Origin of the sequence: Neorickettsia sennetsu str. Miyayama, assembly GCF_000013165.1 — a bacterium.
Lineage (GTDB): Bacteria > Pseudomonadota > Alphaproteobacteria > Rickettsiales > Anaplasmataceae > Neorickettsia > Neorickettsia sennetsu.
The window spans coordinates 710,278-734,704 of record NC_007798.1; the positions used below are offsets into that span (position 1 = coordinate 710,278).

Below are 24,427 nucleotides of genomic sequence, written 5' to 3' on the forward strand. Positions count from 1 at the left end.
ACTAGTCTTAATGTATTCTAAGATAGTCCGCTTTGATGCCCAACGAGGTCCTTCACTTAACTTCGTGGAGCATATTTGTTCTTGATGTACTCTAAAATGATCCGCTTTGATTCCTCGAGAATGTTTTCGCCAATAAGTTTTGCTGAAGGTTTTCCGTCAATAAAAACCGCCGCTACCATATTTTCATTATAACCAGGCAAGCTAATACCCACGTCTGCATGTTTACTCTCACCCGGACCATTAACAATACAACCCATTACAGCAAGTTTGAAATTCTCAACACCTAGATAAAGCCTCTTCCAATCGACTAGATTATCCTTTATGAAGTCATTCAGGTCACTGCTAATCTGCTGGAAATAATTTCCATTCGTCCTTCCACAACCAGGACATGAAGTGACCTGAGGAACAAAGACTCTTAAACCCATTGACTGCAATATCAACTGACAGGTTTCTACTTCTATTACCCTTGATTCACCAGGTTTCTGTGTTAAAGAAGCACGTATTGTATCACCAATACCCCTACTAAGGAGTACTGAGAGTGCTGCAGTAGTTTTTATTATTCCTGAAGTACCCATACCTGCTTCTGTCAAACCCAAGTGCAGTGGATAACGACATTGTTCGGCCAAGGAGGAGTAAACCGCTACTAAATCCTGAAAACTGCTTACCTTACACGAAAGTATAATTTTATCTGGTGATAGTCCAACTTCCTCAGCACGCTTCGCACTAGCCAAAGCAGACTGAATCAATGCACATCTCAGTACTCCATTATAGGAGCTGGGTTTCTCATTTTTTGCATTATCATCCATTATTTGACGCAGCACCGATTGATCTAGACTTCCCCAGTTAACGCCAATTCTAATGGGGAGATCATGTTTGCAAATCAACTCAATTACTTTGTCAAAATTTGTATCTCTTTTTGAACCAAATCCTATATTACCTGGATTAATTCTTATCTTACCCAAGGATCTGATAGCTTCTGTCTGTGTTTCAAGTACGCGCTTAATCTCATACTGACCACATCCAACAAGCGGAACTTTTTCAAAGCCGGATTTATCTAGATTTTCCCTTATATAAGGAATCGCCGCTGCAGCCTTCTCACTATTTATGGCAATCCTTATTAGCTCAGAGCCGGCCTTAGCCAAAGCTATAGCCTCGCGGGATTCATCTACAGCTATTGCTGATACATCATTTGGATTTGTTCTGCTGCCAGAGGTCATGGACTGCACAACTATCGGGTTTCCCCCCCCTATCCTAACGCCCGCTACATCAACAACAAGCGACTTCCTATCGAGCTCAGACATCACAATCTCAAACTTACTGATTATAGCTTCACCTGAAAATCAGGTCGGCCCTTACTGAGTCGCACCTAATAATTGCCTGAATTTTTCACATAGATCCAGGTGAGCAAATAATACCACATCCTCAAACCACAACTCTTTTCCACCACTTTCTGCTATCAGCAATCTTATCAGCAACAACAACTCCGGATTAACATCTCCTACTTTTAGGAGTAGTGCATCTCCCCTACTGGAAGCAACGTAACAGGCAGCCAGGCTATCGCAACCTAACATTCTGCGTCCAATAAGATTTAATCGGTTCTCCATGTAATCAAGAAAGACTACTGCTTTAGTGAGGTCAAAAGCTACACAGTTTTTTATTTTCAGACGCATCGTTCCTCCAAGATCTTCAAGATAAGCCCCTGAAGACAACTCCGCGAAAAACGTAGTATGAGTCATAGGAAGCTCAACAACACAAGCAAAGGCCTTGCCATCTTTTTTTATCAGTACAGAAACCGCAAAGTCCGATATACCACGAAAAAAATTTTCCTTTCCATCTATTGGAAAAACAACAAGCTCGTACCTGGATCCAGCAGCGTTATAACTATCAAGCTCGAACAACAACTTTGATCGTACACGTTCATGCGTTACATGAACAAACGATGATAAATTTTGATAGCCTTGTAAACGCTGTATCTCATGGAAATCTCTGACAAGCGGATTACACACCTTGCGAATTGCTTCGCTTACTTTTCTCACAATGCTCGAGCGCATCACCATCCTCAGTTTCCACACGGAAACACCGAAATGCTAACACCACGAAGAAAAATTGCAAGCCACACGAAAACCCACAACTTTCCATGAGAAAGTTACTTTCACTCTGAATAAACATCCGTCATGAGACTTGCCTTATCAGGAAAAGTAGAGGCGCGTGCATAAGCCACACTACTCGATACCTGATCTTTAACTGCCTTTTGCACACGTTCTAGCTCGCTGTGCAACACGCCTGCCTGCAGAAGCAAGGTTTCCACACTTTTCAGAGGATCCCGCTCCTTGAAGGAAGAAACCTCCTCCTTAGACCTATAAGAAGCTGGATCAGACATGGAGTGCCCCTTGAATCGATAAGTTTTATACTCTACAAGAACCGGACCGCTTCCGCCCCGCACACCCTCAACTGCATTCATCGTGACACGAATCACATCCATCAGATCCATACCATTAGCAGAGTAGCCAGGTATTCCAAACGATTCACCCCTATTGGAAAGCGAAGAATTCGCGCACACGCTCTCAACGGAGCTACCCATAGCGTACATGTTATTTTCCACAACATAAAGTATAGGAAGTTTCCACAGGGCAGCCATATTAAAAGATTCATAGACCTGCCCCTGGTTAATCGCGCCATCCCCAAAACAACTCGCAACAACAGCGTTAGAGTCTCTGTATTTCTCAGCAAAAGCTATACCTGTCCCTAAGGAGACTTGCGAACCAACAATACCATGACCCCCGAAGAAATTCCTCTCAGGATCAAACATATGCATAGACCCACCCTTACCATTAGAACAACCGGAGGATTTCCCTAAAAGTTCAGCCATCATCACGTCGGGAGAAGAACCTCGGACAAGCATCATACCATGATCCCTGTAGCTAGTAATGACAGAATCCTCCCTCTTCAAACAGTAGTCCAGACCAACAGCAACCGCTTCCTGTCCTATGTAAAGATGACAAAAACCGCATATCTCGCCCATGCTGTAGAGCTGCCCCGCCCTCTCTTCGAAGCGCCGGATCAACAGCATTTTCTCATAAAGAGGCAAAAGAACCGACGAATCTAAAGGTTCAAGCAACATACATCTGAGGTACCAATCAAATACGCAACCAGGCAAAACGTCTGTAATTTCAAGGACCTAGCAACCACCTACTCTCCCACACAAGCAGTACCATCGGCGCAAAAAGGTTTCACTTTCGAGTTCGGAATGGAGTCGAGTGTTTCACTTTCGCTATTATCACTAGACCCATGAAATCACAGACAAGTAGGCTCAGTCCTGTACATAGAATCTAAGACTAAACTGTAAATCAATCGGGCTATTAGTACTGGTAAGCTCAACACGTTACCGCGCTTACACACCCAGCCTATCAACGTGGTAGTCTCCCACGGCCCTATAGGGAAATTTAGTTTTGAGGTGGACTTCCCGCTTAGATGCTTTCAGCAGTTATTCCTCCCATACGTAGCTACCCAGCGGTGCCCCTGGCGGGACAACTGGTACACAATTGGTATGTCCAACTCGGTCCTCTCGTACTAGAGTTAGCTCCTCTCAAATTTCCAACACCCACGGCAGATAGAAACCGAACTGTCTCACGACGTTCTAAACCCAACTCACGTACCACTTTAATCGGCGAACAGCCGAACCCTTGGGACCTTCTGCAGCCCCAGGATGTGATGAGTCGACATCGAGGTGGCAAACAGCGTCGTCGATATGAACTCTTGGACGCTATTACCCTGTTATCCCCGGCGTACCTTTTATCCGTTGAGCGATGACCCTTCCACGCGGAATCACCGGATCACTATAACCGACTTTCGTCTCTGCTCGGCTTGTCAGCCTCGCAGTCAGGCAGGCTTATGCTATTATACTCGACGACTGATTTCCAACCAGCCTGAGCCTACCATTGCACGCCTCCGTTACTCTTTAGGAGGCGACCGCCCCAGTCAAACTGCCCACCATACACTGTCCTCGCTCTCGATAAGAAAGCGGAGTTAGATACCAATAACAGGAAGGTTGGTATCTCAACAACGACTCCACTCAGACTAGCGTCTGAGTCTCACTGTCTCCCAACTATCCTGCACATCCCGTCATTGATACCAATGTAAAGCTACAGTAAAGGTGCACGGGGTCTCTTCGTCTGACCGCAGGTACCCCGCATCTTCACGGGGAGTTCAATTTCGCTGAGTTGATGTTGGAGACAGCGGGGAAGTCGTTACGCCATTCGTGCAGGTCGGAACTTACCCGACAAGGAATTTCGCTACCTTAGGACCGTCAGTGTTACGGCCGCCGTTCACCGGGGCTTCAATTCAAAGCTATTCACCTCTCCTATTAACCTTCCGGCACCGGGCAGGCGTCAGACCCTATACTTCCACTTACGTGTTCGCAGAGCCCTGTGTTTTTAGTAAACAGTCGCTACCCCCTGGCTTGTGCCGCCTTACCGTGGTTACCCACAGCAAGGCCATCCTTCTCCCGAAGTTACGGATGCAATTTGCCGAGTTCCTTCAACATCATTATCTCAATCACCTAAGTATACTCTACCCACTTACCTGTGTCGGTTTGCGGTACGGCCTATATGTAAGAGCTATTTCTTGGAGCCACATAAGCAGCATCCTCAATCCAATAAGAGAATACCACCACAGCAACCCGTCACTACCTACAGGTCAAGGAATATTAACCTTGTTTCCATCGACTACCCCTTTCGGACTCGTCTTAGGGACCGACTAACCCTGCTCAGATTAACTTTAAACAGGAAACCTCAAGTTTTCGGTGGGAGTGTTTTTCACACTCCTTACGCTACTCATGTCAGCATTTGCACTTCCAATACCTCCACCCGACCTCACGGTCGACCTTCGACGGCTTATGGAACGCTCCGCTACCATTGTCACGGGAATACCCGCAACAATCCGCATTTTCGGTATGCAACTTTAGCCCCGGTACATCTTCGGCGCAGGAAAGCTTGTTTAGACTAGTGAGCTGTTACGCTTTCTTTAAAGGATGGCTGCTTCTAAGCCCACCTCCTAGCTGTCTTGGCCTTCCAACATCCTTCCACACTTAGTTGCAATTTGGGGACCTTAAATGGCGGTCTGGACTGTTTTCCTCTTCACCACGGATCTTAGCACCCGTAGTGTGTCTGCCGCAGAACTATTACTGGTATTCGGAGTTCAGCTGAGCTCAGTAAGATTTTACTCCCCCTAACCCATCAGGTGCTCTACCCCCAGCAATATATTTATGCGACGCTCTACCTAAATAGATTTCGCGGAGAACCAGCTATTTCCAGGTTTGATTGGCCTTTCACCCCTAGCCACAGCTCATCCCCTGGTATTGCAACACCAGTGGGTTCGACCCTCCAGTACGTCTTACCGCACCTTCAGTCTGGCCATAGCTAGATCACCTGGTTTCGGGTCTAATCCATTGAACTAATCGCCCTGTTAAGACTCGCTTTCGCTACGCCTACACCTGATACGGCTTAAGCTTGCTCAATAAATTAAGTCGCTGACCCATTATACAAAAGGTACGCCGTCACCCGCAGACACCACCCCGAAGGACGATGCTCAGGCTCCGACTGTTTGTAAGTGTCCGATTTCAGGATCTATTTCACTCCCCTAACAGGGGTTCTTTTCACCTTTCCCTCACGGTACTAGTTCACTATCGGTCGCCAAGTAGTATTTAGGCTTGGAGGGTGGTCCCCCCACGTTCAGACAGGATTTCACGTGTCCCGCCTTACTCAAGGACCTGAACAAGCATTACCTATACGGGGCTATCACCCTATCTTGCTGCCCTTTCCAGAGCATTCTAGTTTTCTTGTCCAGGCCACTGGCCTGGTCCGCGTTCGCTCGTCACTACTAGCGGAATCTCGGTTGATTTCTTTTCCTCCAGCTACTTAGATATTTCAGTTCGCTGGGTTCGCTTTGCACACCTATGAATTCAATGCGCAATGACTAGCAAGCTAGCCGGGTTCCCCCATTCGGAAATCCACGGATAAACGTTTTTTGGCAACTACCCGCGGCTTATCGCAGCCTAACACGTCCTTCTTCGCCTCTTGGCACCAAGGCATCCATCAGACACTCTTAGTTTTTTACAGTATACATCTTAGGTTATGTACAGAACAAAACCTACTTATCATACTTCTGTTTTATTTGAGACCTATTAATCTTTCGAACTTTTCAAACAACACGCTGCGTAAACAGCGACGGCCGTGCAGTCCACCGAAACCGGCACTTTTGAAAGCACGTGCTCCCAGGTTACATGGAAAGAAAAACAATGTCAACGGTTCAATTTTTACCGACTTCACCAAAGCTATGCAACAATCAACTTGCTCTGAACCCCAAGTTTTCACAAATGAATATCTTATCTTCCAAATTTGCATACTCGAATTTCACTCCTTTGCGTGGTATTACAAGAACGGATTCAAATCTACAACTTCTCGACAGAACTACCTTGAAAAATGAAAATTAAAAAGTATGCTTCCCTGATTCGGTTCCAGAGTCTTGGTGGGATGTGGTTGTGTTTTTTTCCCGCTCTATTCGTGGTTGCGCTCCTTGGAAATAGTTTCTACTCATTCTTGTGGATTCCCTTCTTTCTTTTAGGTGCTTTCCTTGTAAGATCAGCGGGCTGTATCGCAAATGATATTGCCGACCGAAATATCGATGGAAAAGTTAAAAGAACGGCTTCACGACCTATAGCATCTGGAGAGGTAAGAGTTACCGAAGCGGTATTGCTGTTTTTAATTCTACTCGTACTAGCAACGGTGTTATTGGCTTTCCTTCCTCTCGAAGCAACCGCCCTTGGAGCATTCACGATTGTAGGAGTGGTGGTTTATCCATTTTCCAAAAGATATTTTGCTTATCCTCAATTGCTCCTCGCAGTTATCTTCAATGTCGGAGCTCTTTTCGCATCGATTGTAGTTGTTAATTCTATCCATGCCTCAGCGCTTTTTGTTTATTTGGCTTGTTTTTTCTGGACGCTTTACTATGACACAATATACGGACACCAAGACAAATGCTACGATGTGGCACTCGGTGTACATTCCTTATCACTGGGAAAGTTTGGTTCGAGGGAATGGTTGAAGAAATACGCAAGGCTGGCACTCTCCTTTCTTGCTTTCTCTGCTGTGCTACCTGGACTTAACCTTCTGTATTACATTGGCTTAGCAGCTCTATTCCTTGTGGAGGAAAAATTTACGGAATCTATAAACTTAGATGATCCAAAAAACTGCGGAATGGCGTTCAAGCGAATGAATTTTGTTGGCGTGCTCATTTTCCTTATTATTCTACTAGGTAGACTATGAGCGACGAAGCCTTATTTAAAGAGTGTATGAGTCGATTTGCTACAGGAATATCAGTTGTAGCAACCAGTTTCATGGGAGAAAAGTATGGAATAACAGTTAGCTCACTCTGCTCAGTATCGCTGAAACCACAACTAATCTCGTACTGCCTCGATAGAAATTCAAGTAGGTTTGACGTCTTCTTCTCCGCGGCAGAGTTTGTGGTGAGCGTATTAGACGAAACAGCTAAGCAAACCTCAATTTCATTCTCGCAGAATAATACCCAAGCATGGAAAGAAGAATTTTCAACGGGCTTGGAATTAAAAAAAGCATTGTGTTGGGTGTATTGTCGCACCAGATATCGGTACGATGCCGGCGATCATAAAATCATCGTCGCCGCGGTAGAGAAAAAAAAGCTTAATGTTTCAAAACCCCTTCCTTTGGTCTACTATAGGAAGGGTTACTGCTCAATCAGGTAGATAGACGCAACAGCTAAAAGCCCAAAAAGCATCAAGTTTCCAGCAAAACAGCGGTGAGGTGTAAGTGGTGTCTCTCATAGTGGTTAATAGATCTGGCTCTCATGTCCTTAGATAAAAAAATCAAAGCATCCGTAAGAAATCTGAACGTTTTCTATAAAGCAAAACATGTTCTTAAAGATATAAACTTCAACATCTATTCAAAATCCGTAACTTCGCTTATAGGCTCGTCCGGATGTGGAAAAACAACCCTTCTAAGATGCTTCAACAGAATGAATGACTTCTTTGATGATTGCAGGATCACGGGTGAGCTGCTGATAGACAATTATAATATCTATGCTCCAACGGTAGATGTGGTAATGCTACGTGCTAGAGTTGGAATGGTGTTCCAAAAACCAAACCCTTTTCCAAAATCCATATATGATAATGTCGCTTACGGTCCGCGGCTCCAAGGAATAACAAATAAACGTGGTCAATTAGACGAAATTGTCTGTAAGAGTCTTCTACGGAGCGGACTTTGGGAAGAGGTACACGAGAATCTGCATCAAAATGCAATGGAACTTTCAGGAGGACAACAACAAAGACTCTGCATAGCTAGAGCTGTAGCAGTTAAACCAACTATACTCCTAATGGACGAGCCCTGTTCTGCTCTTGATCCAAAAGCAACAAAACTCATAGAGGACCTTGTAATAGAACTAAAAAAGAAATTCACCATCATAATTGTGACACATTCCATGAAGCAAGCCAGGAATATCTCAGACGTAATCGTGTACCTAGAAAAAGGAAAAATTGTGGAATATGGACAGACAGAGGAAGTATTCAAAAAATTGAAAGAAGATTCTATGAGAAACTACTTTAGCACAAACGATTGATGGGAAACGGTGATAAGCTTGAAAGCAAACCTCTAGCAAAAAGCTCACTTCACCCAGCAAAAACTTACTGTCTCGTTTTCTACTTTAAATGGTCAGTGGTGCACTTGATAGGAATCGAACCTACGGCCTTTGCTTCCGGAGAGCAACGCTCTATCCACTGAGCTACAAGTGCGTACAGCGATCCTAGCACATCAGTTGACTACTTAGAACAACTTGATCCACCCACACTGATGGTAGAACCATATATCCTGAACTGCTGTCATAAAGAATCAAATTCTTGCGAAAATAAAAAGTTTGGTCTAAGCACGCCCATTACCAAGAAAAAATTACCATCTTTTTAGTTAACACAACAACATACAGACGTGAACAACAAGAAATTGTGGAGCCACATCAATGATTCTACATCACTGTAAGGAGGATCAACCCAAGCAGACCAAAACATGTGTCAACCATTAAGGTCTTGTACGCATTCTGACTGCTCCACCTAAAAACCTGGAATGGCTAAATACAAAAATCATGAAGCCTCGGATACCCAGGAGAAACTGATTCACCTGCGCATAGAGTTGTAGCAATACAAAGCAAACTAATTGCTTCACAAACAGATAGATGCATGCACACCTAGCTGAAATCTTGCCGGGCTTGCTTTCTTGCCCAATCACGATCCTTGATGTCCTGACGTTTATCATGTTTTTTCTTACCTTTTGCTAAGGCAAACTTCACTTTTATAAGCCCATTTTCGTTTACGTATATAGATAATGGAACTAGAGTTAGTCCTTTGGTTCTTACTGCGCCAGATATTTTATTTAGCTGTCTTTTGTGAACAAGTAATTTCCGAGATCTAGTGGGAACGTGATTGAACCTACTTGCAGGCTTATAGGGTGGAACATGCATATTATTAAGCCACAGTTCAAAACGCCTAAAGGCAACAAAGGCCTCGTTTAATGAAGCTGAATGATACTTTAAAGCCTTAACTTCCGTTCCAAGTAAGACAATCCCGGCTTCAAATTCATCAATTAGTGAGTAATCAAATCGGGCCTTTTTATTGATTGCAATGACTTTCATTCTGTGGACGCTACCTGCACGTAGATCCTAACACTCTATTACTTGGTGAGAAAGTGAGAACATTTTTACGTTATCAGCAAGACAAGATCCCTACAAAGCTGCATCCTACAATTATCATCTTTACCATCGGGATCGAGTAACCCTATACACTAGGACTGTTATCACATTGACCTGGTCATAATAAAGCGATTTAATCATGACTGATCCCAAGTACGGTGATAATAAAGTAGTAGAAGTTCTCACGAAATGCAGGCAATCATCGAAGTTCGCAAACCATACTCAGACCCGAGAATCACAACACTTGAAAGTAATGGTGTTATCAATATTCGAGAAGTCGTCGATGCGTACCGATTCTATTCTACAGATTGTTCTTTGAAAGACAATCTCTTAGAGATCGCGCACGCATTAACTAATCATGTCTCAGAACAGTTCAGATGCTTCATTTACGAGCCGGATAAAAACAAAATAGAAATTCTTGAGACCAACAAAACAAGTTACCACGAAGGCAATAGTATTCTATGGGATTTCAGAAGATGCTATACAAGCAACTTCTGGATAATAGAAAAACAGCCTCTCCAAGGAGTAAAAAACTCTTTAGCGGAAGTGATCCTAGGCATTGTGAGCACGTTACTGCAACAAAAGGGTATCAACGCAATAGAACAATGCATACAAGTAGAGACGAGCCTACTAATGATAGGAACAGGTAGGTTGCCTGACCTTAACCTACTGTACAACCCTATGATTGAAGAGCTCTCACTGGAAAAGGTCCATAGCAAAAAAGTTGCCTTTTGTTATTCCCATGAAATGGACAGCGTCACTTTTTCTGGCGATACAAAAGATCTGACTTTAGAGGAATTAGCTTCTTTCAACTGTCAGAACGCACTAAACCTCAGCGACATTCAGCTGTCCAAAATAGTTGAGTACTTTAGGCTGCAGGAAGGTAGGAGCTACGTGCGGGATATAGAGCTCGAGACTATCGCACAGACTTGGTCTGAGCACTGCAAGCACAATATCATGTCTTATCCTATAGATGACCTACAAGAAGGAATATTCCGGGGATACATAAAGAAATCAACTGAAACAATCATCAGAAATAACCCAAATCATATCTGTGCTTCCGTATTCACTGATAATGCAGGTGCAATTTGGTTCGACAAGGATTATCTCATCTGCGTGAAAGTTGAAACACATAATAGCCCTTCTGCATTAGAACCATTTGGAGGCGCAATGACAGGGATTCTCGGAGTTAACAGAGATATCTTGGGTTTTGGCCTTGCAGCAAAACCTATAGCAAATTATTATGCCTTCTGCGTTGAAGATCCAGACACCGAAAACCAAGACTTGTACCATGATTCACACAAGACAAAGCCCAAACTGGATTCGCGAACCATCCTCAAAGGAATAATTCGTGGTGTCAACGCTGGAGGTAATTGTTCTGGCATTCCAACCCCACAAGGCGCACTTTATTTCAGTAGTGCATTCAGAGCAAAACCACTTGTGTTTGTTGGATGTGCAGGCATTATTCCAGCAAAAATTGCAGAAAAAGAATCCTGGGTAAAAGCACCAAGAGACGGGGACCTGATTGTCATAGCAGGTGGAAGAACTGGAAGAGACGGCATACATGGCGCAACTTTTTCCTCGACTGGGATAACAGACTCAAATGTCAAAGGTACTGAGGTTCAATTAGGCGATCCTTTTACGCAGAAAAAACTTTCCGATGCAATAATACGTGAAGTAAGAGACGCAGATCTCTGTAACGCCATCACCGATAATGGAGCCGGTGGTTTATCTTCATCTGTTGGAGAAATGGGAAAAAATGGCTTTGTGGTGCATCTAGAAAAAGTGCTTTTGAAGACAATAGGACTCGCACCGTGGGAGATATGGATCTCTGAGTCTCAAGAAAGAATGACATTTGCGATTCCACGTGAAAAGTTAGAGGCTTTTGGGCGCATTATGACCAAACATGGCGTTGAGTTTGCCGTCATAGGCGAATTTAACAGGTCCGGCCGGGGACTTATCACTTTTGAAGGCAAGACTGTCTTTGATTTGTCATTATGCTTTCTGCATGATGGAAACCCTACAATCCATTTACAAACTAAAAAACCAAGAGAAATGCGAGGACAGCCTCATGTGAGTTTCTCATCCCTTGAGGAAGCAATTAGAGATAAAAACGTTTGTAGTAGAAAGTTCATAGCAGAGCAATACGATCATGAAGTTCAGGGGACATCTATACTAAAACCACTACAAGGAAAAAATGAAATTTTTTCAGACGTAACAGCAATAAAACCGCTGTACAACTCTAGGAAGTGCATAGGGCAATCACAAGACCTAGCAATTATAACACGCGATCCATACTTGGATACGTGTTCTTCGATTGAAAAGGCAGTAAGAAACCTGGTGACAATTGGAGTAAACCCTCAAAAGATTGCTCTTCTAGATAATTTTTGTTGGTCCGACTCGAATGACCCAGAAAAACTATGGTTACTAAAAGAAGCTGGAAGAGCTTGTCACGATACATCTATAGCTTTAGGCACGCCTTTCATTTCCGGAAAGGACAGCATGTTTAATGATTTTAGTGGATATACTACCTCAGGTGCGAAAGTCAAAGTTTCCAACATTCCATCATTGTTAATAACCGCAGTCGGAATAATAGATGATTATGAAGATATAGTCTCACTGGATGCAAAATACCCGGAGGATTTAATATACCTAATCGACATGAAAGTGGAAGTAAAAAGGGCCTTGGAAATTTTCGGACGCTACTACTCGGCACTAAAAAATCAACTAGTCGCTTCCGCTATTCCAGTGGGGCTGGGTGGAAGGCTTGTATCAATCGCAAAAATGCTTATAGCCAACGGCCATGGGGGAACAATCTTCCTTGAAAACAACAAGGACAATCTTGAAAAATCACATGAAATTGTTGTCACTGTTGCACCAAAAAACGAATTAGCTTTCAGGGAGACATTTTTGGATACAGAGATTACAAAAATTGGTACGGTTACACGTGAAGCGGCAGTGGAAATAGGAAAATCCACCAAGATAGAGGTTGATGCACTATTGTCATTATACAAGCGCATCCTACTCTAGTTTGACTTACAGAGGCATGGTACAGAGAGAAAGAAGTATCAATTTGAGCACTGTGAGTGCGTGCAAACTTCGTTAGTTCTTTTGAACGGCTGTTAACCCTTGATAGGTGTTATGTATGCAGCACCGGTGTAACAAGTTCTTGTAGATCCCACACTTTCATAGAAAAAGTGCCTGCCCGTTGCAAGTTCGCGGAAAATTTTCAATTGTACTTGAAAGAATGCCAAAGCCAGAAATTTAATCTGCCGCATCTTTGTATAGAAGATCTATTTTTCTAGGTGTCACAAAGACTCCATAGAAGGTAAACCAAAACACTCTTTTACAAAACAATTTTTCACAAAAGTGTAAGTCATAGGAAGCTTTCTTTACACTCAAAATTCTGCTACCAGTTCTATGCACACTTGCCTCACGCGTCGTAGACAAGTCTTCAGACGAAAGCACTCTGCTAGAAGACAAAAGACCGTTTATCAACCATAAGGGTCTAACCGAAGGTTTAAAAGCAAGTTAGTGACACATAAATCCGTCGCATCAACCTCACAGAGTAAAAACAAATAAGATATACTCACCACCCTGGAGACCTTTCGCTTCTAGCCCATTTCTCTAGAAATAAGACCAAAAACAATGCTGGAAGACCTAAGACAATGCTTGTAACAAACAGTGCCGTCCAACCAAAGTAGTCAGCAATTAGCCCTGCAATCACGGGTAAAACCGCACGATCTACTATAAATAGAGAACTGAAAATTGCATATACGCTCCCGGAAAAGCGAGCCTTACTTGCCAGTCCCGAGATATACCCAATAATGGCCGTGGTAGCAATACTCCCACAAATATTTTCCGTTGCTATGGTCATGTACAGCAACGGAAGATTGTATCCTACCTTTGACTGCACAACAAACATCACATTTGAAAGCATCTGCACTACGGCTCCAAAAACAAGCCCCTTGATAATCCCATACCTATAGACAATTTTTGAACCAATAACACCCCCAACAATAAGAAAAAGCAAACCAAATGTTTTTGCAACAACTGCAATTTCAGTCAGTGAAAAGCCGATGTCTAAAAGAAATGGAGAAATCATCGTCGCTATGAGTGAATCACAAGAACGATATATAACAACCAAAATGATGATATAAACACTCTTCTTTATTTGTAGAATCTCTCTAAGTGGTTGGATGATTGTTTCAGGAAGGAAAGATCGTGAATTGGTACTCATTTCCTTTTGTGAAGCTTTCAGTTTTGGTTCACCCATGCACAAAACCGTTATACTAGCACTCAAGCTTAAAAAGGCTGAGAAGATATAGAGTATCCTCCAATTAATAAAATCCTCACACAATCCATATGAGTTACAAAGATAATCAACTAGAAAAAGGGTTAGAGCGCCACTGATCAAATGTGCGACCCTCCATCCAAGTAAAACGTTAGAAGAACCTATTAATTGCTCCTTTGTTCTCAAAATAGAAATTCGATAGTTATCAATCACAACTTCCTGAAGGGAAGAAAAAAATGCGACGACCAAAGCAAAAAAGCCCATAAGATATATATTTCTTAAGGGATTCGTGAAGCTCAGTCCGACAATTGAGAAAAAAACACACTGCTGTAATAGCAGTATCCACCCTCTTTTTTGCCCGAAGCATCGACCAAGTATTGGGACAGTATAGAGGTCAAAAAATGGTGCAAATAGGAACTTTACTATGTATGGTATACCCACGAGGGCAAACAACCCAATACTCGAACAGTTTACACCAGCCTTTGCTAGCCACACACTTAGAGTGGGCGCGACGAGGACAGTTGGGATACCACAGGAAAACCCAAGAAAAAAGGCAGCAACGACCTTCATGTAGAAATTTAGTAACAACTTCCCTCTTCTCACTCTGTACAGGAATTACACACGCAGGGACAAATCGTAGAAGAACCCCATAATCGTTTATCATTAGATTAACCGCTTTTGGAGCTAAATAAAATCCAGATCTTTACTTATACTTTTAAAAACTTCAATAATAAATCACCCTCGCTTACATTTTGACCGTGCATCACGCAGACTTCCTTCACAGTACCAGCTCGTTCGGCAGTGATGGTGTTCTGCATTTTCATTGCTTCGACTAAAAACAACGGATCACCTGGTCTGATCATGTCACCAACACTAACGTAAATGCTTACTACGACCCCTGTCATTGCAGACATAATTTTATCTGATTGTTGTATACCTGAAGCATTCTTTTGTACGGATACCCACTTCGTATACACTTCCTTAGGAAGAGCAATACATAGCAATGAAAAACCATCGTACTCAACTCGTTTGTATAATTGATCAGTGTTGAAGAACCTCGCGGCAAACGCTTCATCATTGATCTTTGCAAGAAACAGGCCTTCTTTTGTTGCTCTCAGAGACTCAACAATATATCGCTCCTTAGCAAGAGTGAAGCTAAATGTACCCATAGCAATAGAGACATCAACTTCATATTCCTGACTCCCAAGTCTTACAATAAAGGGACGACTTTCTTCAAACGAACCACTCCATATGTCTAACATGGCATATAAAGTCACTGCAATAAAGCGCAGGGCCGCACATTTATCGAGAGACTCATACCAACTTACCCCTTGGTACTGCTTTTCTATAAAATGGGTGCTTATATTTCCATTAATAAAATCAGCATTACGAAACAGGGATTCTAAAAAAACTAAATTATTCTTTACACCCACTATGCACGTCATCTGAAGCGCCTCACACATTCTTTCTAACGCATCAGAACGCGTTCTACCCTTCACGATAATCTTTGCCATCATTGGATCATAAAACATACCAACCTTGGAGCCCGTACCTACACTACTTTCAACCCTGACATCAGTAGGAAAATCAGCACAACATACGAAACCACTCGTTGGCATAAAGTTGTTCATGGGATCCTCTGCATATATGCGTGCTTCAAATGACCAACCGTTAAACTTCGTAACACTTTTCTTTTTTGATAGATCATCGCCCTCAGCGATGCGGATCATCTCTTCGACTATATCAATATCAGTAATCATTTCGGTTACCGGGTGTTCAACTTGGATGCGAGCATTCATTTCCATAAAGTAGAAATTTCGCTCCTGGTCTAGTATATATTCCACCGTCCCAACAGAAGTGTAACCAGCTGCACGGGCTAATCTAATAGACTGTTCATACATCTTTTCTCTGAGTCCCCGATCAAGTGCAAGACTGGGAGCCTCCTCAACAACCTTTTGATGCCGCCTCTGTACCGAACATTCTCGCTCACCCAAACAAATAACGTGGCCATTTTTGTCAGCAATCAGCTGTATTTCTATATGTCTGGGGTTCGTTATATATTTCTCAATGAAAATTCGTTCATCAGCAAAGAAATTCAGAGCCTCATGACAAGCAAGCTGCATAGCTTCGCGTAACTCCTCTTCTCTATTGACCAACCGCATTCCTTTACCTCCCCCTCCGGCGGCAGCCTTTATCAGAACTGGGAAACCTATTTCTTTCGCAATAGAGACAGCTTGTTCATAATCAGAGATTTCCCCTAAATACCCGGGTACAAGATTGATTGAGGCCTCCTGAGCAATCTTTTTTGCCATCACCTTATCACTCATCATGGAGATGCACTCTGAGCTAGGACCAATAAAGGTAAACCCAGCTTGCTCAACAGATCGGGCAAAACTAGGATTTTCAGACAAAAACCCATACCCAGGATGTACAGCATCTGCCCCACTTTTTTTGACCGCTGTGAGTATGGATTCCATATTGTTATAGCTCTCACTAACGGTAACACCCCCTATGTAGATTGCTTCATCTGTATGCCGAATATACTCCGCATTAACATCGAGATCGGAATAAATAGCAACACTCTTCTTACCCAATTTTTTTAAGGTACGTGCTATCCTTGATACTATCTCCCCGCGATTAGCAATTAGGACTTTTTGTATTGACATCTAGGTAAACTGAATGAATTTTTCTTGCAAGCAAGTCTGCAGCACTAATGATCTCTATTTTCCCTTTAGCCTCACACCCAGGTCCAGGTATGCTGTTAGTGACAACAATCCTATCTATCTGTGAGTCCATAATTTTCTGTCTTGCGCTACCAGAAAATACGCCGTGGGTAACAAACGCAGCAACAGATTTTGCACCAAGCTCCTTAAGTTTAGCAGCCGAATTGCAGAGGGTCCCCCCACCACAGACGATATCATCAACTATTATGCAGTCTCTACCATGAATTTCCCCAACCACCTCAGTAACCTCGGATAGACATGCTCTGGGCCTGCGTTTATTCATGATAACAAGATTTGTGCCCAGCTCTTCGGAGAGAGGCTTTAACTTTTTTACAGCACCCACATCGGGAGCAACAAGGGCCATATTGTGACCCACATGCACACTTTCCTTAAGCAGCGTCCACGGAAGAATGTTGTACACTGGGATCTCGAAGAAACCCTCAAATTGAGGAAAGTGTACATCTAAGACAAAAAGCAATGAAATCCTCTCTCCAATAAGGCGTGCAACTACTTTTGCTGAAATGGCAGAGCCAGGCGCGACAATCCTATCGGCACGAGCATAACCAAAATATGGGGAGACTAAAGCAATATCACGTACCCCTAGTCTGTTCAAAGCATCCACGATGAATAAAAATTCCATTATGTCAGCATCACTACAAAGACTCTGGATGACGAGCACCTTAGTTCCAGGAATAACATCTTCATGGTGCACAAGAACATCACTTTCGCCATCAGGAAATCTATTTGCCTGTGCACGAACCACAGCCAGGTTAAGGAGCGACGCTATTTCCTGGCCAAGTTTCCCAGCTTTGCTACCCATGAGGACTTTCATGTTATTAGCACAACAGCCACGTTGAATTTATTAGAAAAGGATATCGAATACGGTAAAACAAATCCACCACAAGGGGTCACGTTCTCAAAGAAACGGCAACACAAAAAGAACACCGTACCGACGTACGAACCTGAAAAGATACCCATGCAACAAGGAACCTATCCATCAAACCTGCTGAACTTCTCTCACTTCAGGAATATAGTACTGAAGCAGATTCTCTATACCATCCTTGAGAGTGACAGAAGCACTAGGACAACCGGCACACGCACCCTGAAGTTTCAGATATACAATCCCATCCTTATAACCCTTAAATACAATGTTACCACCATCTTCGATAACGGAAGGTCGGACTTTAGTATCTATAATTTCCTGTATTTTCTTAGAAACCTCGTCGGTGCATTCGACTTCCTCGTCTTCTGTGACAGGTCGAACAAAATCGGATCCAGTAGTAAAATACTCAACCAGCACACCAAAGATCTGTGGCTTCAATACATCCCATTCTGCATCTTCAGTTTTGCTCACAGATACAAAATCCACCCCAAGCATTACACCGCAGACACCTTGTATTTCCCAAAGCATCTCAGGAAGTTTATGACCAGAGGCATCACTAAACGTGACAAAATCAGCAGTTCCACTATCAAGTATTTTTACACCAGGAAAAAATTTTAGTACGTTCGGATTCGGGGTGTGCTCAGTTTGGATAAACATACTTTAAGTGCACCGGACAATTACTTGTTAACTACGGCCGGATTATAATATACAATACCTACTAGTTTCAACGCTCATAAATGTTCTTTACGATCTTGCTGATTTTGCTGCTAGTGATTCTCTTGCCGATATTGTTTCTGCTGGTGGTTGCGTTTATCTACAGGAAGAAGTTTAAACTTTCTGAAAATTTCTCACAGATATACGATACCGTTTACGAAATGATGAAAAGCGGAAACTTCAGCTTTGAGAATTTACAGCAGTTTCAGCAAGGAGTATCGTTTTCTGATTCAACAGGAAAAATGTCTAAGGCACAGGCACGAGAAATTCTCGGGGTATCTGTGAATGCCAGCAAGGCAGAAATCAATAAGGCGTACCACGCCCTGGTACAGAAAGTACATCCTGATAAGGGTGGTTCACACTATTTCGCACAGCAACTTAACAAAGCCCGGGATACGCTTGTAAAGTAGCATTGAAGGTTACTTGATGTGATCCTTGCATGTGCTAAGATGGCGCATGTACTTTATATCTCCTCTATGTTGTCAGTTGGTCGGAGGCCAGCTCACCTTCCGCATGATGCACCACCCAAAACCGTTTCATGTACCAAGTGATGTTTTGTAGAACACACATTTTACTTAACAAACCACATATGTTAGCATTTCGCTGTTCTTGGTCGGTGTATGTTTAAGTTCCTAAGCCAGATGCAGCTGACCCGCTTCTTTGTTGGTTTCAGGACCGTCTTGTGGTACTTTTTTGCACCAAAGGTTACGATAAAATATCCACAAGAGAAGGGACCCATAAGTCTGCGTTTCAGAGGTGAACACGCGCTAAGACGCTACAAAAATGGGGAAGAGCGTTGCATAGCTTGTAAGTTATGTGAGGTGGTCTGTCCTGCCCAGGCAATCACGATTGAAGCAGCTCCCAGAGAATCTGATGGAAGTAGGCGTGCCACAAAATACGATATAGATATGACTAAGTGCATTTATTGTGGCTTTTGTCAGGAAGCTTGCCCTGTAGATGCAATTGTTGAAGGACCGAATTTTGAGTTTGCAAGGGAAAATCGTGAAGATTTGCTCTATGACAAAAAAAAATTACTCGATAATGGCAGTAAATGGGAAAGTGCATTAATTAAGATGCTCAATAGAAATGACACAACTCATTGATGGTTTCCGAATTGCCGCAGGTATCTGTGAATCTATTGCAACTTCTGTAGCACACCTCAGGAAAAACAATGGCTTAGTACCTAGTCTGAGAGTCATCATTGTTGGTGAAAACCCGGCAAGTCAAGTGTATGTTCGAAGTAAACAGAAAAAAGCAGAGTCGCTTGGTATAGACGCAGAGACTATAGCACTACCGAAAGATACAAGTGAGGTAGAACTAATAAGGTTAGTAAACTCCTTGAACGACGACACCAGCATAAATGCTATACTCGTCCAACTACCATTGCCTCCTCATATTAATCCGACCAGAATTATTGAATCAATTGATTCAAAAAAAGACGTTGATTGTTTCCATCCTGAGAATGTGGGCAGACTAGCTCTCAGTAAAGATGCGTTGTTAAAACCATGTACCCCAGCAGGCTCTCTATATCTAATAAAATCGGCTTTGGGAGACAATTTGTCTGGTATGGATGCCGTTGTCATAGGGCGTTCGAACATTGTTGGTAAGCCAATGGCGATGCTTCTGTTGCATGAAAATTGCACTATCACGCTCACACACTCTAAAACTAGGAATATACAAGAAAAAACCAGACAAGCGGATATCGTCATCTCAGCTGTTGGCATACCGCATTTTGTAAAAAAAGACTTCATCAAGCCCGGAGCGACTGTTATAGATGTCGGAATGAATAAAGTGGATGGTAAATTAGTCGGCGACGTTGATTTTGAAGACGTTCTTCAAAAAGTGAAGTTCATTACACCTGTACCAAGAGGCGTCGGTCCAATGACAATCGCTTTTCTCATGCTAAACACGGTAATTACGACATGCTTGCAAAACAAGTTGGAGCATCAAGAGGTGATTGGAACTGTAATCCAGAAACTCTAGCGCAGGCCAATTGATTGACACCACAAACCTAAAGCAGAGCGAGAGACCGGATGGGGTGGGATTCGAACCCACGGTATGCTTCCACATACGGCAGTTTTCAAGACTGCTGCCTTAAACCACTCGGCCACCCATCCACCGAGGAAGTTAACATAAAGCAGATTATCTTGCAATCTATGCGGATAAAAGAACCATCACAGTCCTGTTCCAGAGGATGGAAATAACGAATATTAATTAAAATCTTTGCTATATTGTAATATAAGTAAATTAACATAAGTTCCAATAAAATCTAAAAAATGCATAATCCTAAAAAGTCAGCTCCTGAAGATCCTAGTAGTTCTGATACTTCTCCACCAACAAGATCCAGCGCATCAACACCTTCATCTCCTATATCTGCCTCCACTGACGATCGAGGAGGCTCCGGAAGTGACGGAAACCCTAAACACGACCACCCGTATGCCGCACCTGGACCTGACAACTTACCTGGAAACTATGAGCCAGACCTGGCGGAAGTGTACGATTACTGCCGAACCATTCTGACTTGCGAGACAGGCGGCAATGTGAATGAGGCATGGAATTGGCTAGAGCAGACTTCCGAAGCAGTTCTGGCGTCATCAGAGTTCAAGGAAGAATGTCGGAATCTGAATATAGCTCTTCCGCCGGAGACAGAACCCACCCCACAGCGCTCTCAACCACGTCGTCGCGCGGCAGAAGGTGTCCGTCTTCTAGTACGTGGCATAAGTACAGCAAGCTTTAACCCTCCGGAAAGTAAACACAGAAAATTAGATACAACCTCTCAAGACGACGGACAGCCCAGTACATCAGGTGCCAGTTGTGCTGCTGTTACATCGAAACAAAGAAGATCAAGCGGATCCTCTAGTGATGGCTCTATAGATCCTACAGGGAAAACTCAAACCACACCTAGAAGCAAATTAGCCCACGCTGAAAGTCAAAGTCATTCATCAAACTCAGGAAAAGGGCACCAATAAGACGGAAAAACGAGTAGTAAGAAGATCCAAAAAGTGCACCCATACTTGTCGAAACCACATTTAACTTATCCCCCACTAAACGACGTAGCATAGGAAATGTGGTATCAAAAGTATGGAGCTAATTATTCTCTGACAAATATACGGACATCATTTCGTTATTGAAGCGATCGTAGCTGGTGATCTTCACATTATCATTTAGGAGATCAATAATTCCAAATCCATACTCCAACCGTGAGTCGCTAGCATTAGCAGTTTTCCAATGTGAAAGAAGGGCTCCACTGTTACCCGAAATAAACTGTACGTGTCCATCTAACCTAACAAATTGTGCGACATGCACATGCCCTGACATTATTAACTCTATTTCTTTCCTTAGATCTTTGAAGATTGTTATATTTCCTTCATACAGGCCCTTCTTATTTTTAAATACCAGAGGTCTATGTGTCACAATCCAAGTCCTTTTACCATTATTAAGATCATTGATATGTGCAATGTCTTCACAAAGTTTCTCTTCAATCGATGAATCCGTTATTACAATATCGAACCCATTAAGCGAAACTGTATACGGGGGCTCATAATCCAAGCACTTCTTTACACTACCGAGAAAATAGGTCCAGCCTTTACCGCCAGTGCTACAGTACTCATGATTTCCCCTTGCCAAAAGCAACGGAGTGTTAGAGCGCAACAACTCGGCAGCTGGAAGGAAAAAATCCTCTTTCCATGTCCTCCAACTGTTTACTCTATTTCCCTCTCTGTAAACGTAGTCTCCAACGTGGATAACTATCTCCGGATCGTGTTTTAGCACAGCATCCACTGTTTCTTTGAAAAACCATTCTTTTCCACAATCTTGTGGAAAGAAAAAATGGTTATTACGGCAGCCCGTATCCCCAATTACGGCTATTTTTGTAACCGCGTCCTTATTGAATCGTGGAAGAATCTCTTTATTACCAAAAATGAATGATTGGGGAAGATCCTCAAGATTCAATTTATAAACACAACTCAATGGAAAAGAGCCATCTGCAGCATGATGCTGATCCATTAAATGCTCAACACCATCGACCACAACCTTTGGACAAACATCTGCCTCCTCAACTACAAAACGGAACCACAATTGATTATCACCCATGAGTTGGAACCAGTGAAAACTTTCACCAGATGCGCTTCCAAATAGTAAAAAGCAAAGAAAACTAACATTTATCGTCCATTTCATACCTGACTCTCGAAAGAGGGAACCCAAAAAAGACACAATATTTTTCCAAAATCCACCACCCTTCTCTTTTTCACAGAAACTAGTTCCACGCACGTTAGAATTTAACGTCACTGAGACAACGAACCTACCGTACACAAAAAACAAGAGTACACTCACACAAAACTGCCAAGTGTAACTACAAAAATATGAACACAAAGGGTAAATAATTTTTATATAATCTAAACTACGAAAAAAACACCCTGCTGGAGCTGCATCGTTACTTAAGTAGGATGCTTCCCGCTACTGCCGACGGAGGTCGATAGAAATACATTTAGCAATTCATCCAGAGAACTACTCTCGCCATATCAGTCGGCAAATGTATGAGAAACGTATCCAAGCTGATAGATAGTCTTCGAATCGCATTGAACTACTTTCCATGCAATCAATATTTCACCGCATACTCTTGTTCAGCAGAAAATTTCAGTATATAGGAATGTTTATTACGCCAGGTGGATTGTTGCACTCTTACAGAAGTGCTACAATTCTGGCGTATTGCTTTGCTCAATTCCAGGCGGAAGTAGTTCAGTTGGTAGAACGCAACCTTGCCAAGGTTGAGGCCGAGGGTTCGAGTCCCTTTTTCCGCTCCCTTTTTTTGCACATGTCTAACTACAGTAGTGTCTTTGCTCGAGCTCTCGATACAATCAAGAATGAAAAGCGTTACCGTGAATTTGTCAACCTTGCGCGAATCTCTGGTGAGTTCCCCTGTGCTATAAACGAGGAAACAAACGAAAAAATAGTCATATGGTGCAGCAATGACTATCTAGGAATGGGACAGAACTTTACAGTTTGTGACTCCATGAAAGAGACCATCGACAGGATGGGTGCCGGAGCTGGTGGTACTAGGAATATTTCCGGAAATAATAAGGAAGTGGTTCTCCTAGAAAAGACAATTGCGAAGTTACATCAGAAAGAGGCTGCTTTGTCTTTTGTTTGTGGCTACGTTGCCAATCTTGCTTCGATATCCACAATTATCTCGCTCATGGAGAATTGTATCGCGTTTTCTGATCAGTATAATCACTCATCGATAATAGAAGGTATCAGAACAAGTCGCTGCGAGAAGAGAATTTTTCGCCACAACGATGTCAATCACTTAGAAAAGTTGCTTTCACAGGTTCCTAAAGGGGCTTATAAGATAATAATTTTCGAGTCGGTATACTCAATGGACGGGGACGTCGCACCAATAAAAAAGATTTGTGATCTTGCGGAGAAATATAATGCCCTTACGTACATCGACGAAGTGCACGCCGTAGGGATGTATGGTAAACACGGTGGAGGAATCACAGAGGAAATGGATCTGGTGGATCGAGTAGATATAATCCAGGGAACACTTGCAAAAGCATACGGCGTCATAGGCGGATATATAGCAGCTAAGGCTGATATAATCGACATCATCAGAAGCCACGCGTCCGGATTCATTTTTACTACAGCACTTCCACCCGTAATCGCAAGCGCTGGCAGAGCAAGCATCACACATCTATATGACAGTGATGAGGAAAGAAGAAAACAAAAGGAGAATGTTGCAAAACTCAAAGCGATGTTTAAAGCAAATGGTATCCCATATAAGGACGCCCCAACACACATAATACCTGTCATAATTGGGCACCCAGAGGAGTGCAAATACGCATCTAAAACTTTGCTAGAAGAATTCAAGATTTTCATCCAGCACATAAACTATCCAACGGTTCCACGCGGCACAGAACGCCTGAGGATCACACCAACACCCCAGCATACCGATACAATGATGGAAGAACTTGTGTTCGCGCTAAAAGAAGTACTCGGGAGAATACAACACAAAAAAAGCGCAAGGGGTGCAATTTAACTGCGCACCCGGGC

The 24,427-nt window shown here is 42.9% G+C and carries 18 protein-coding genes, 3 tRNA genes and 2 rRNA genes; 10 read left to right on the top strand and 13 right to left on the bottom strand.

The genetic code is table 11. The features are described 5' to 3' along the window. Positions 1-56 precede the first annotated feature (56 nt). From ispG to NSE_RS03265, 5 genes are all read right to left on the bottom strand, one after another. Positions 57-1,301 carry a flavodoxin-dependent (E)-4-hydroxy-3-methylbut-2-enyl-diphosphate synthase gene (ispG, locus tag NSE_RS03245; protein ID WP_011452180.1) on the bottom strand — a complete coding sequence of 415 codons (1,245 nt, stop codon included), beginning with the start codon at positions 1,299-1,301 and terminating at the stop codon, positions 57-59. A gap of 51 nt (positions 1,302-1,352) precedes the next feature. Then, positions 1,353-2,051 carry an inositol monophosphatase family protein gene (locus NSE_RS03250; RefSeq protein WP_227028942.1) on the bottom strand — a complete coding sequence of 233 codons (699 nt, stop codon included), beginning with the start codon at positions 2,049-2,051 and terminating at the stop codon, positions 1,353-1,355. Between the two features lie 101 nt (positions 2,052-2,152). After that, the gene (gene pdhA, locus NSE_RS03255; protein WP_041917525.1) at positions 2,153-3,121 is read right to left on the bottom strand and encodes a pyruvate dehydrogenase (acetyl-transferring) E1 component subunit alpha; all 969 of its coding nucleotides are present in this window, start codon (positions 3,119-3,121) and stop codon (positions 2,153-2,155) included. 55 nt (positions 3,122-3,176) lie between these two features. Beyond that, a 5S ribosomal RNA gene (rrf, locus tag NSE_RS03260) occupies positions 3,177-3,285 on the bottom strand. A gap of 53 nt (positions 3,286-3,338) precedes the next feature. Beyond that, a 23S ribosomal RNA gene (locus tag NSE_RS03265) occupies positions 3,339-6,116 on the bottom strand. Positions 6,117-6,479: 363 nt separating this feature from the next. Between NSE_RS03265 and NSE_RS03275 the strand changes: the two genes are divergently transcribed. From NSE_RS03275 to pstB, 3 genes are all read left to right on the top strand, one after another. Beyond that, positions 6,480-7,322 carry a 4-hydroxybenzoate octaprenyltransferase gene (locus NSE_RS03275; protein WP_011452185.1) on the top strand — a complete coding sequence of 281 codons (843 nt, stop codon included), beginning with the start codon at positions 6,480-6,482 and terminating at the stop codon, positions 7,320-7,322. Next, positions 7,319-7,777, top strand: a complete 459-nt coding sequence (locus tag NSE_RS03280) for a flavin reductase family protein (protein ID WP_011452186.1) — start codon at positions 7,319-7,321, stop codon at positions 7,775-7,777. Before NSE_RS03275 ends, NSE_RS03280 begins: the two co-directional genes overlap by 4 nt. Before the next feature lie 101 nt (positions 7,778-7,878). Next, a complete protein-coding gene (gene pstB / locus NSE_RS03285; RefSeq protein ID WP_011452187.1) occupies positions 7,879-8,646 on the top strand; it encodes a phosphate ABC transporter ATP-binding protein PstB in 768 nt (255 codons plus the stop codon). 96 nt (positions 8,647-8,742) lie between these two features. Here pstB and NSE_RS03290 read toward each other — a convergent pair. Together NSE_RS03290 and smpB are read right to left on the bottom strand one after the other, a co-directional pair. Further along, positions 8,743-8,818, bottom strand: a tRNA-Arg gene (locus tag NSE_RS03290). Positions 8,819-9,264: 446 nt separating this feature from the next. Beyond that, positions 9,265-9,708, bottom strand: a complete 444-nt coding sequence (smpB, locus tag NSE_RS03295; protein WP_011452189.1) for an SsrA-binding protein SmpB — start codon at positions 9,706-9,708, stop codon at positions 9,265-9,267. Between the two features lie 246 nt (positions 9,709-9,954). On the opposite strand from smpB, the gene NSE_RS03300 reads away from it, so the two are divergent. Further along, positions 9,955-12,795, top strand: a complete 2,841-nt coding sequence (locus tag NSE_RS03300) for an AIR synthase-related protein (RefSeq protein WP_011452190.1) — start codon at positions 9,955-9,957, stop codon at positions 12,793-12,795. Positions 12,796-13,354: 559 nt separating this feature from the next. Here the strand turns inward: NSE_RS03300 and NSE_RS03310 are convergent. The 4 genes from NSE_RS03310 to NSE_RS03325 all read right to left on the bottom strand — a co-directional run bounded on the left by NSE_RS03310 (position 13,355) and on the right by NSE_RS03325 (position 18,322). Beyond that, complete coding sequence (locus NSE_RS03310; protein ID WP_227028943.1) at positions 13,355-14,662, bottom strand: AmpG family muropeptide MFS transporter; 1,308 nt, start codon at positions 14,660-14,662, stop codon at positions 13,355-13,357. Between the two features lie 104 nt (positions 14,663-14,766). Further along, entirely contained in the window at positions 14,767-16,725 is a 1,959-nt protein-coding gene (locus NSE_RS03315; protein ID WP_011452193.1) for a biotin carboxylase N-terminal domain-containing protein, read from the bottom strand. Beyond that, entirely contained in the window at positions 16,697-17,614 is a 918-nt protein-coding gene (locus NSE_RS03320; RefSeq protein ID WP_011452194.1) for a ribose-phosphate diphosphokinase, read from the bottom strand. The genes NSE_RS03315 and NSE_RS03320 overlap by 29 nt, the downstream gene beginning before the upstream one ends. 165 nt (positions 17,615-17,779) lie before the next feature. Further along, complete coding sequence (locus NSE_RS03325; RefSeq protein WP_011452195.1) at positions 17,780-18,322, bottom strand: NifU family protein; 543 nt, start codon at positions 18,320-18,322, stop codon at positions 17,780-17,782. A gap of 80 nt (positions 18,323-18,402) precedes the next feature. Between NSE_RS03325 and NSE_RS04055 the strand changes: the two genes are divergently transcribed. The 3 genes from NSE_RS04055 (at position 18,403) to NSE_RS03340 (ending at position 20,362) form a co-directional block, all read left to right on the top strand. Then, the gene (locus tag NSE_RS04055; protein ID WP_011452196.1) at positions 18,403-18,789 is read left to right on the top strand and encodes a J domain-containing protein; all 387 of its coding nucleotides are present in this window, start codon (positions 18,403-18,405) and stop codon (positions 18,787-18,789) included. A gap of 210 nt (positions 18,790-18,999) precedes the next feature. After that, positions 19,000-19,482 (top strand): NADH-quinone oxidoreductase subunit NuoI, encoded by a 483-nt coding sequence (gene nuoI / locus NSE_RS03335; RefSeq protein ID WP_011452198.1) that lies wholly within the window; start codon positions 19,000-19,002, stop codon positions 19,480-19,482. Further along, positions 19,466-20,362, top strand: a complete 897-nt coding sequence (locus tag NSE_RS03340) for a bifunctional 5,10-methylenetetrahydrofolate dehydrogenase/5,10-methenyltetrahydrofolate cyclohydrolase (RefSeq protein ID WP_011452199.1) — start codon at positions 19,466-19,468, stop codon at positions 20,360-20,362. Before nuoI ends, NSE_RS03340 begins: the two co-directional genes overlap by 17 nt. Positions 20,363-20,409: 47 nt before the next feature. On the opposite strand, the gene NSE_RS03345 is transcribed toward NSE_RS03340, so the two are convergent. After that, positions 20,410-20,496, bottom strand: a tRNA-Ser gene (locus NSE_RS03345). 159 nt (positions 20,497-20,655) lie between these two features. Here NSE_RS03345 and NSE_RS04105 point away from each other — a divergent pair. Then, positions 20,656-21,348 (top strand): hypothetical protein, encoded by a 693-nt coding sequence (locus NSE_RS04105; protein WP_011452200.1) that lies wholly within the window; start codon positions 20,656-20,658, stop codon positions 21,346-21,348. Positions 21,349-21,466: 118 nt separating this feature from the next. Here NSE_RS04105 and NSE_RS03355 read toward each other — a convergent pair whose 3' ends face one another. Then, positions 21,467-22,711 (bottom strand): metallophosphoesterase family protein, encoded by a 1,245-nt coding sequence (locus NSE_RS03355; protein ID WP_227028944.1) that lies wholly within the window; start codon positions 22,709-22,711, stop codon positions 21,467-21,469. A gap of 394 nt (positions 22,712-23,105) precedes the next feature. Between NSE_RS03355 and NSE_RS03360 the strand changes: the two genes are divergently transcribed. Both NSE_RS03360 and hemA read left to right on the top strand, forming a co-directional pair. Continuing rightward, positions 23,106-23,178 (top strand) — tRNA-Gly (locus tag NSE_RS03360). 14 nt (positions 23,179-23,192) lie between these two features. After that, positions 23,193-24,413, top strand: a complete 1,221-nt coding sequence (hemA, locus tag NSE_RS03365) for a 5-aminolevulinate synthase (RefSeq protein WP_011452202.1) — start codon at positions 23,193-23,195, stop codon at positions 24,411-24,413. Positions 24,414-24,427 lie beyond the last annotated feature (14 nt).

What these genes read in the sequence shown, in the direction of transcription:
- NSE_RS04105 (WP_011452200.1), top strand. Translation starts at nt 20,656, where the DNA reads ATGCATAATCCTAAAAAGTCAGCTCCTGAAGATCCTAGTAGTTCTGAT.
- NSE_RS03280 (WP_011452186.1), top strand. Translation starts at nt 7,319, where the DNA reads ATGAGCGACGAAGCCTTATTTAAAGAGTGTATGAGTCGATTTGCTACA.
- NSE_RS03300 (WP_011452190.1), top strand. Translation starts at nt 9,955, where the DNA reads ATGCAGGCAATCATCGAAGTTCGCAAACCATACTCAGACCCGAGAATC.
- ispG (WP_011452180.1), bottom strand. Translation starts at nt 1,301, where the DNA reads ATGTCTGAGCTCGATAGGAAGTCGCTTGTTGTTGATGTAGCGGGCGTT.
- NSE_RS03315 (WP_011452193.1), bottom strand. Translation starts at nt 16,725, where the DNA reads ATGTCAATACAAAAAGTCCTAATTGCTAATCGCGGGGAGATAGTATCA.
- NSE_RS03250 (WP_227028942.1), bottom strand. Translation starts at nt 2,051, where the DNA reads ATGCGCTCGAGCATTGTGAGAAAAGTAAGCGAAGCAATTCGCAAGGTG.
- hemA (WP_011452202.1), top strand. Translation starts at nt 23,193, where the DNA reads ATGTCTAACTACAGTAGTGTCTTTGCTCGAGCTCTCGATACAATCAAG.
- pstB (WP_011452187.1), top strand. Translation starts at nt 7,879, where the DNA reads ATGTCCTTAGATAAAAAAATCAAAGCATCCGTAAGAAATCTGAACGTT.
- NSE_RS03275 (WP_011452185.1), top strand. Translation starts at nt 6,480, where the DNA reads ATGAAAATTAAAAAGTATGCTTCCCTGATTCGGTTCCAGAGTCTTGGT.
- NSE_RS03320 (WP_011452194.1), bottom strand. Translation starts at nt 17,614, where the DNA reads ATGAAAGTCCTCATGGGTAGCAAAGCTGGGAAACTTGGCCAGGAAATA.
- smpB (WP_011452189.1), bottom strand. Translation starts at nt 9,708, where the DNA reads ATGAAAGTCATTGCAATCAATAAAAAGGCCCGATTTGATTACTCACTA.
- NSE_RS03325 (WP_011452195.1), bottom strand. Translation starts at nt 18,322, where the DNA reads ATGTTTATCCAAACTGAGCACACCCCGAATCCGAACGTACTAAAATTT.
- nuoI (WP_011452198.1), top strand. Translation starts at nt 19,000, where the DNA reads ATGTTTAAGTTCCTAAGCCAGATGCAGCTGACCCGCTTCTTTGTTGGT.
- NSE_RS03340 (WP_011452199.1), top strand. Translation starts at nt 19,466, where the DNA reads ATGACACAACTCATTGATGGTTTCCGAATTGCCGCAGGTATCTGTGAA.
- NSE_RS04055 (WP_011452196.1), top strand. Translation starts at nt 18,403, where the DNA reads ATGTTCTTTACGATCTTGCTGATTTTGCTGCTAGTGATTCTCTTGCCG.
- pdhA (WP_041917525.1), bottom strand. Translation starts at nt 3,121, where the DNA reads ATGTTGCTTGAACCTTTAGATTCGTCGGTTCTTTTGCCTCTTTATGAG.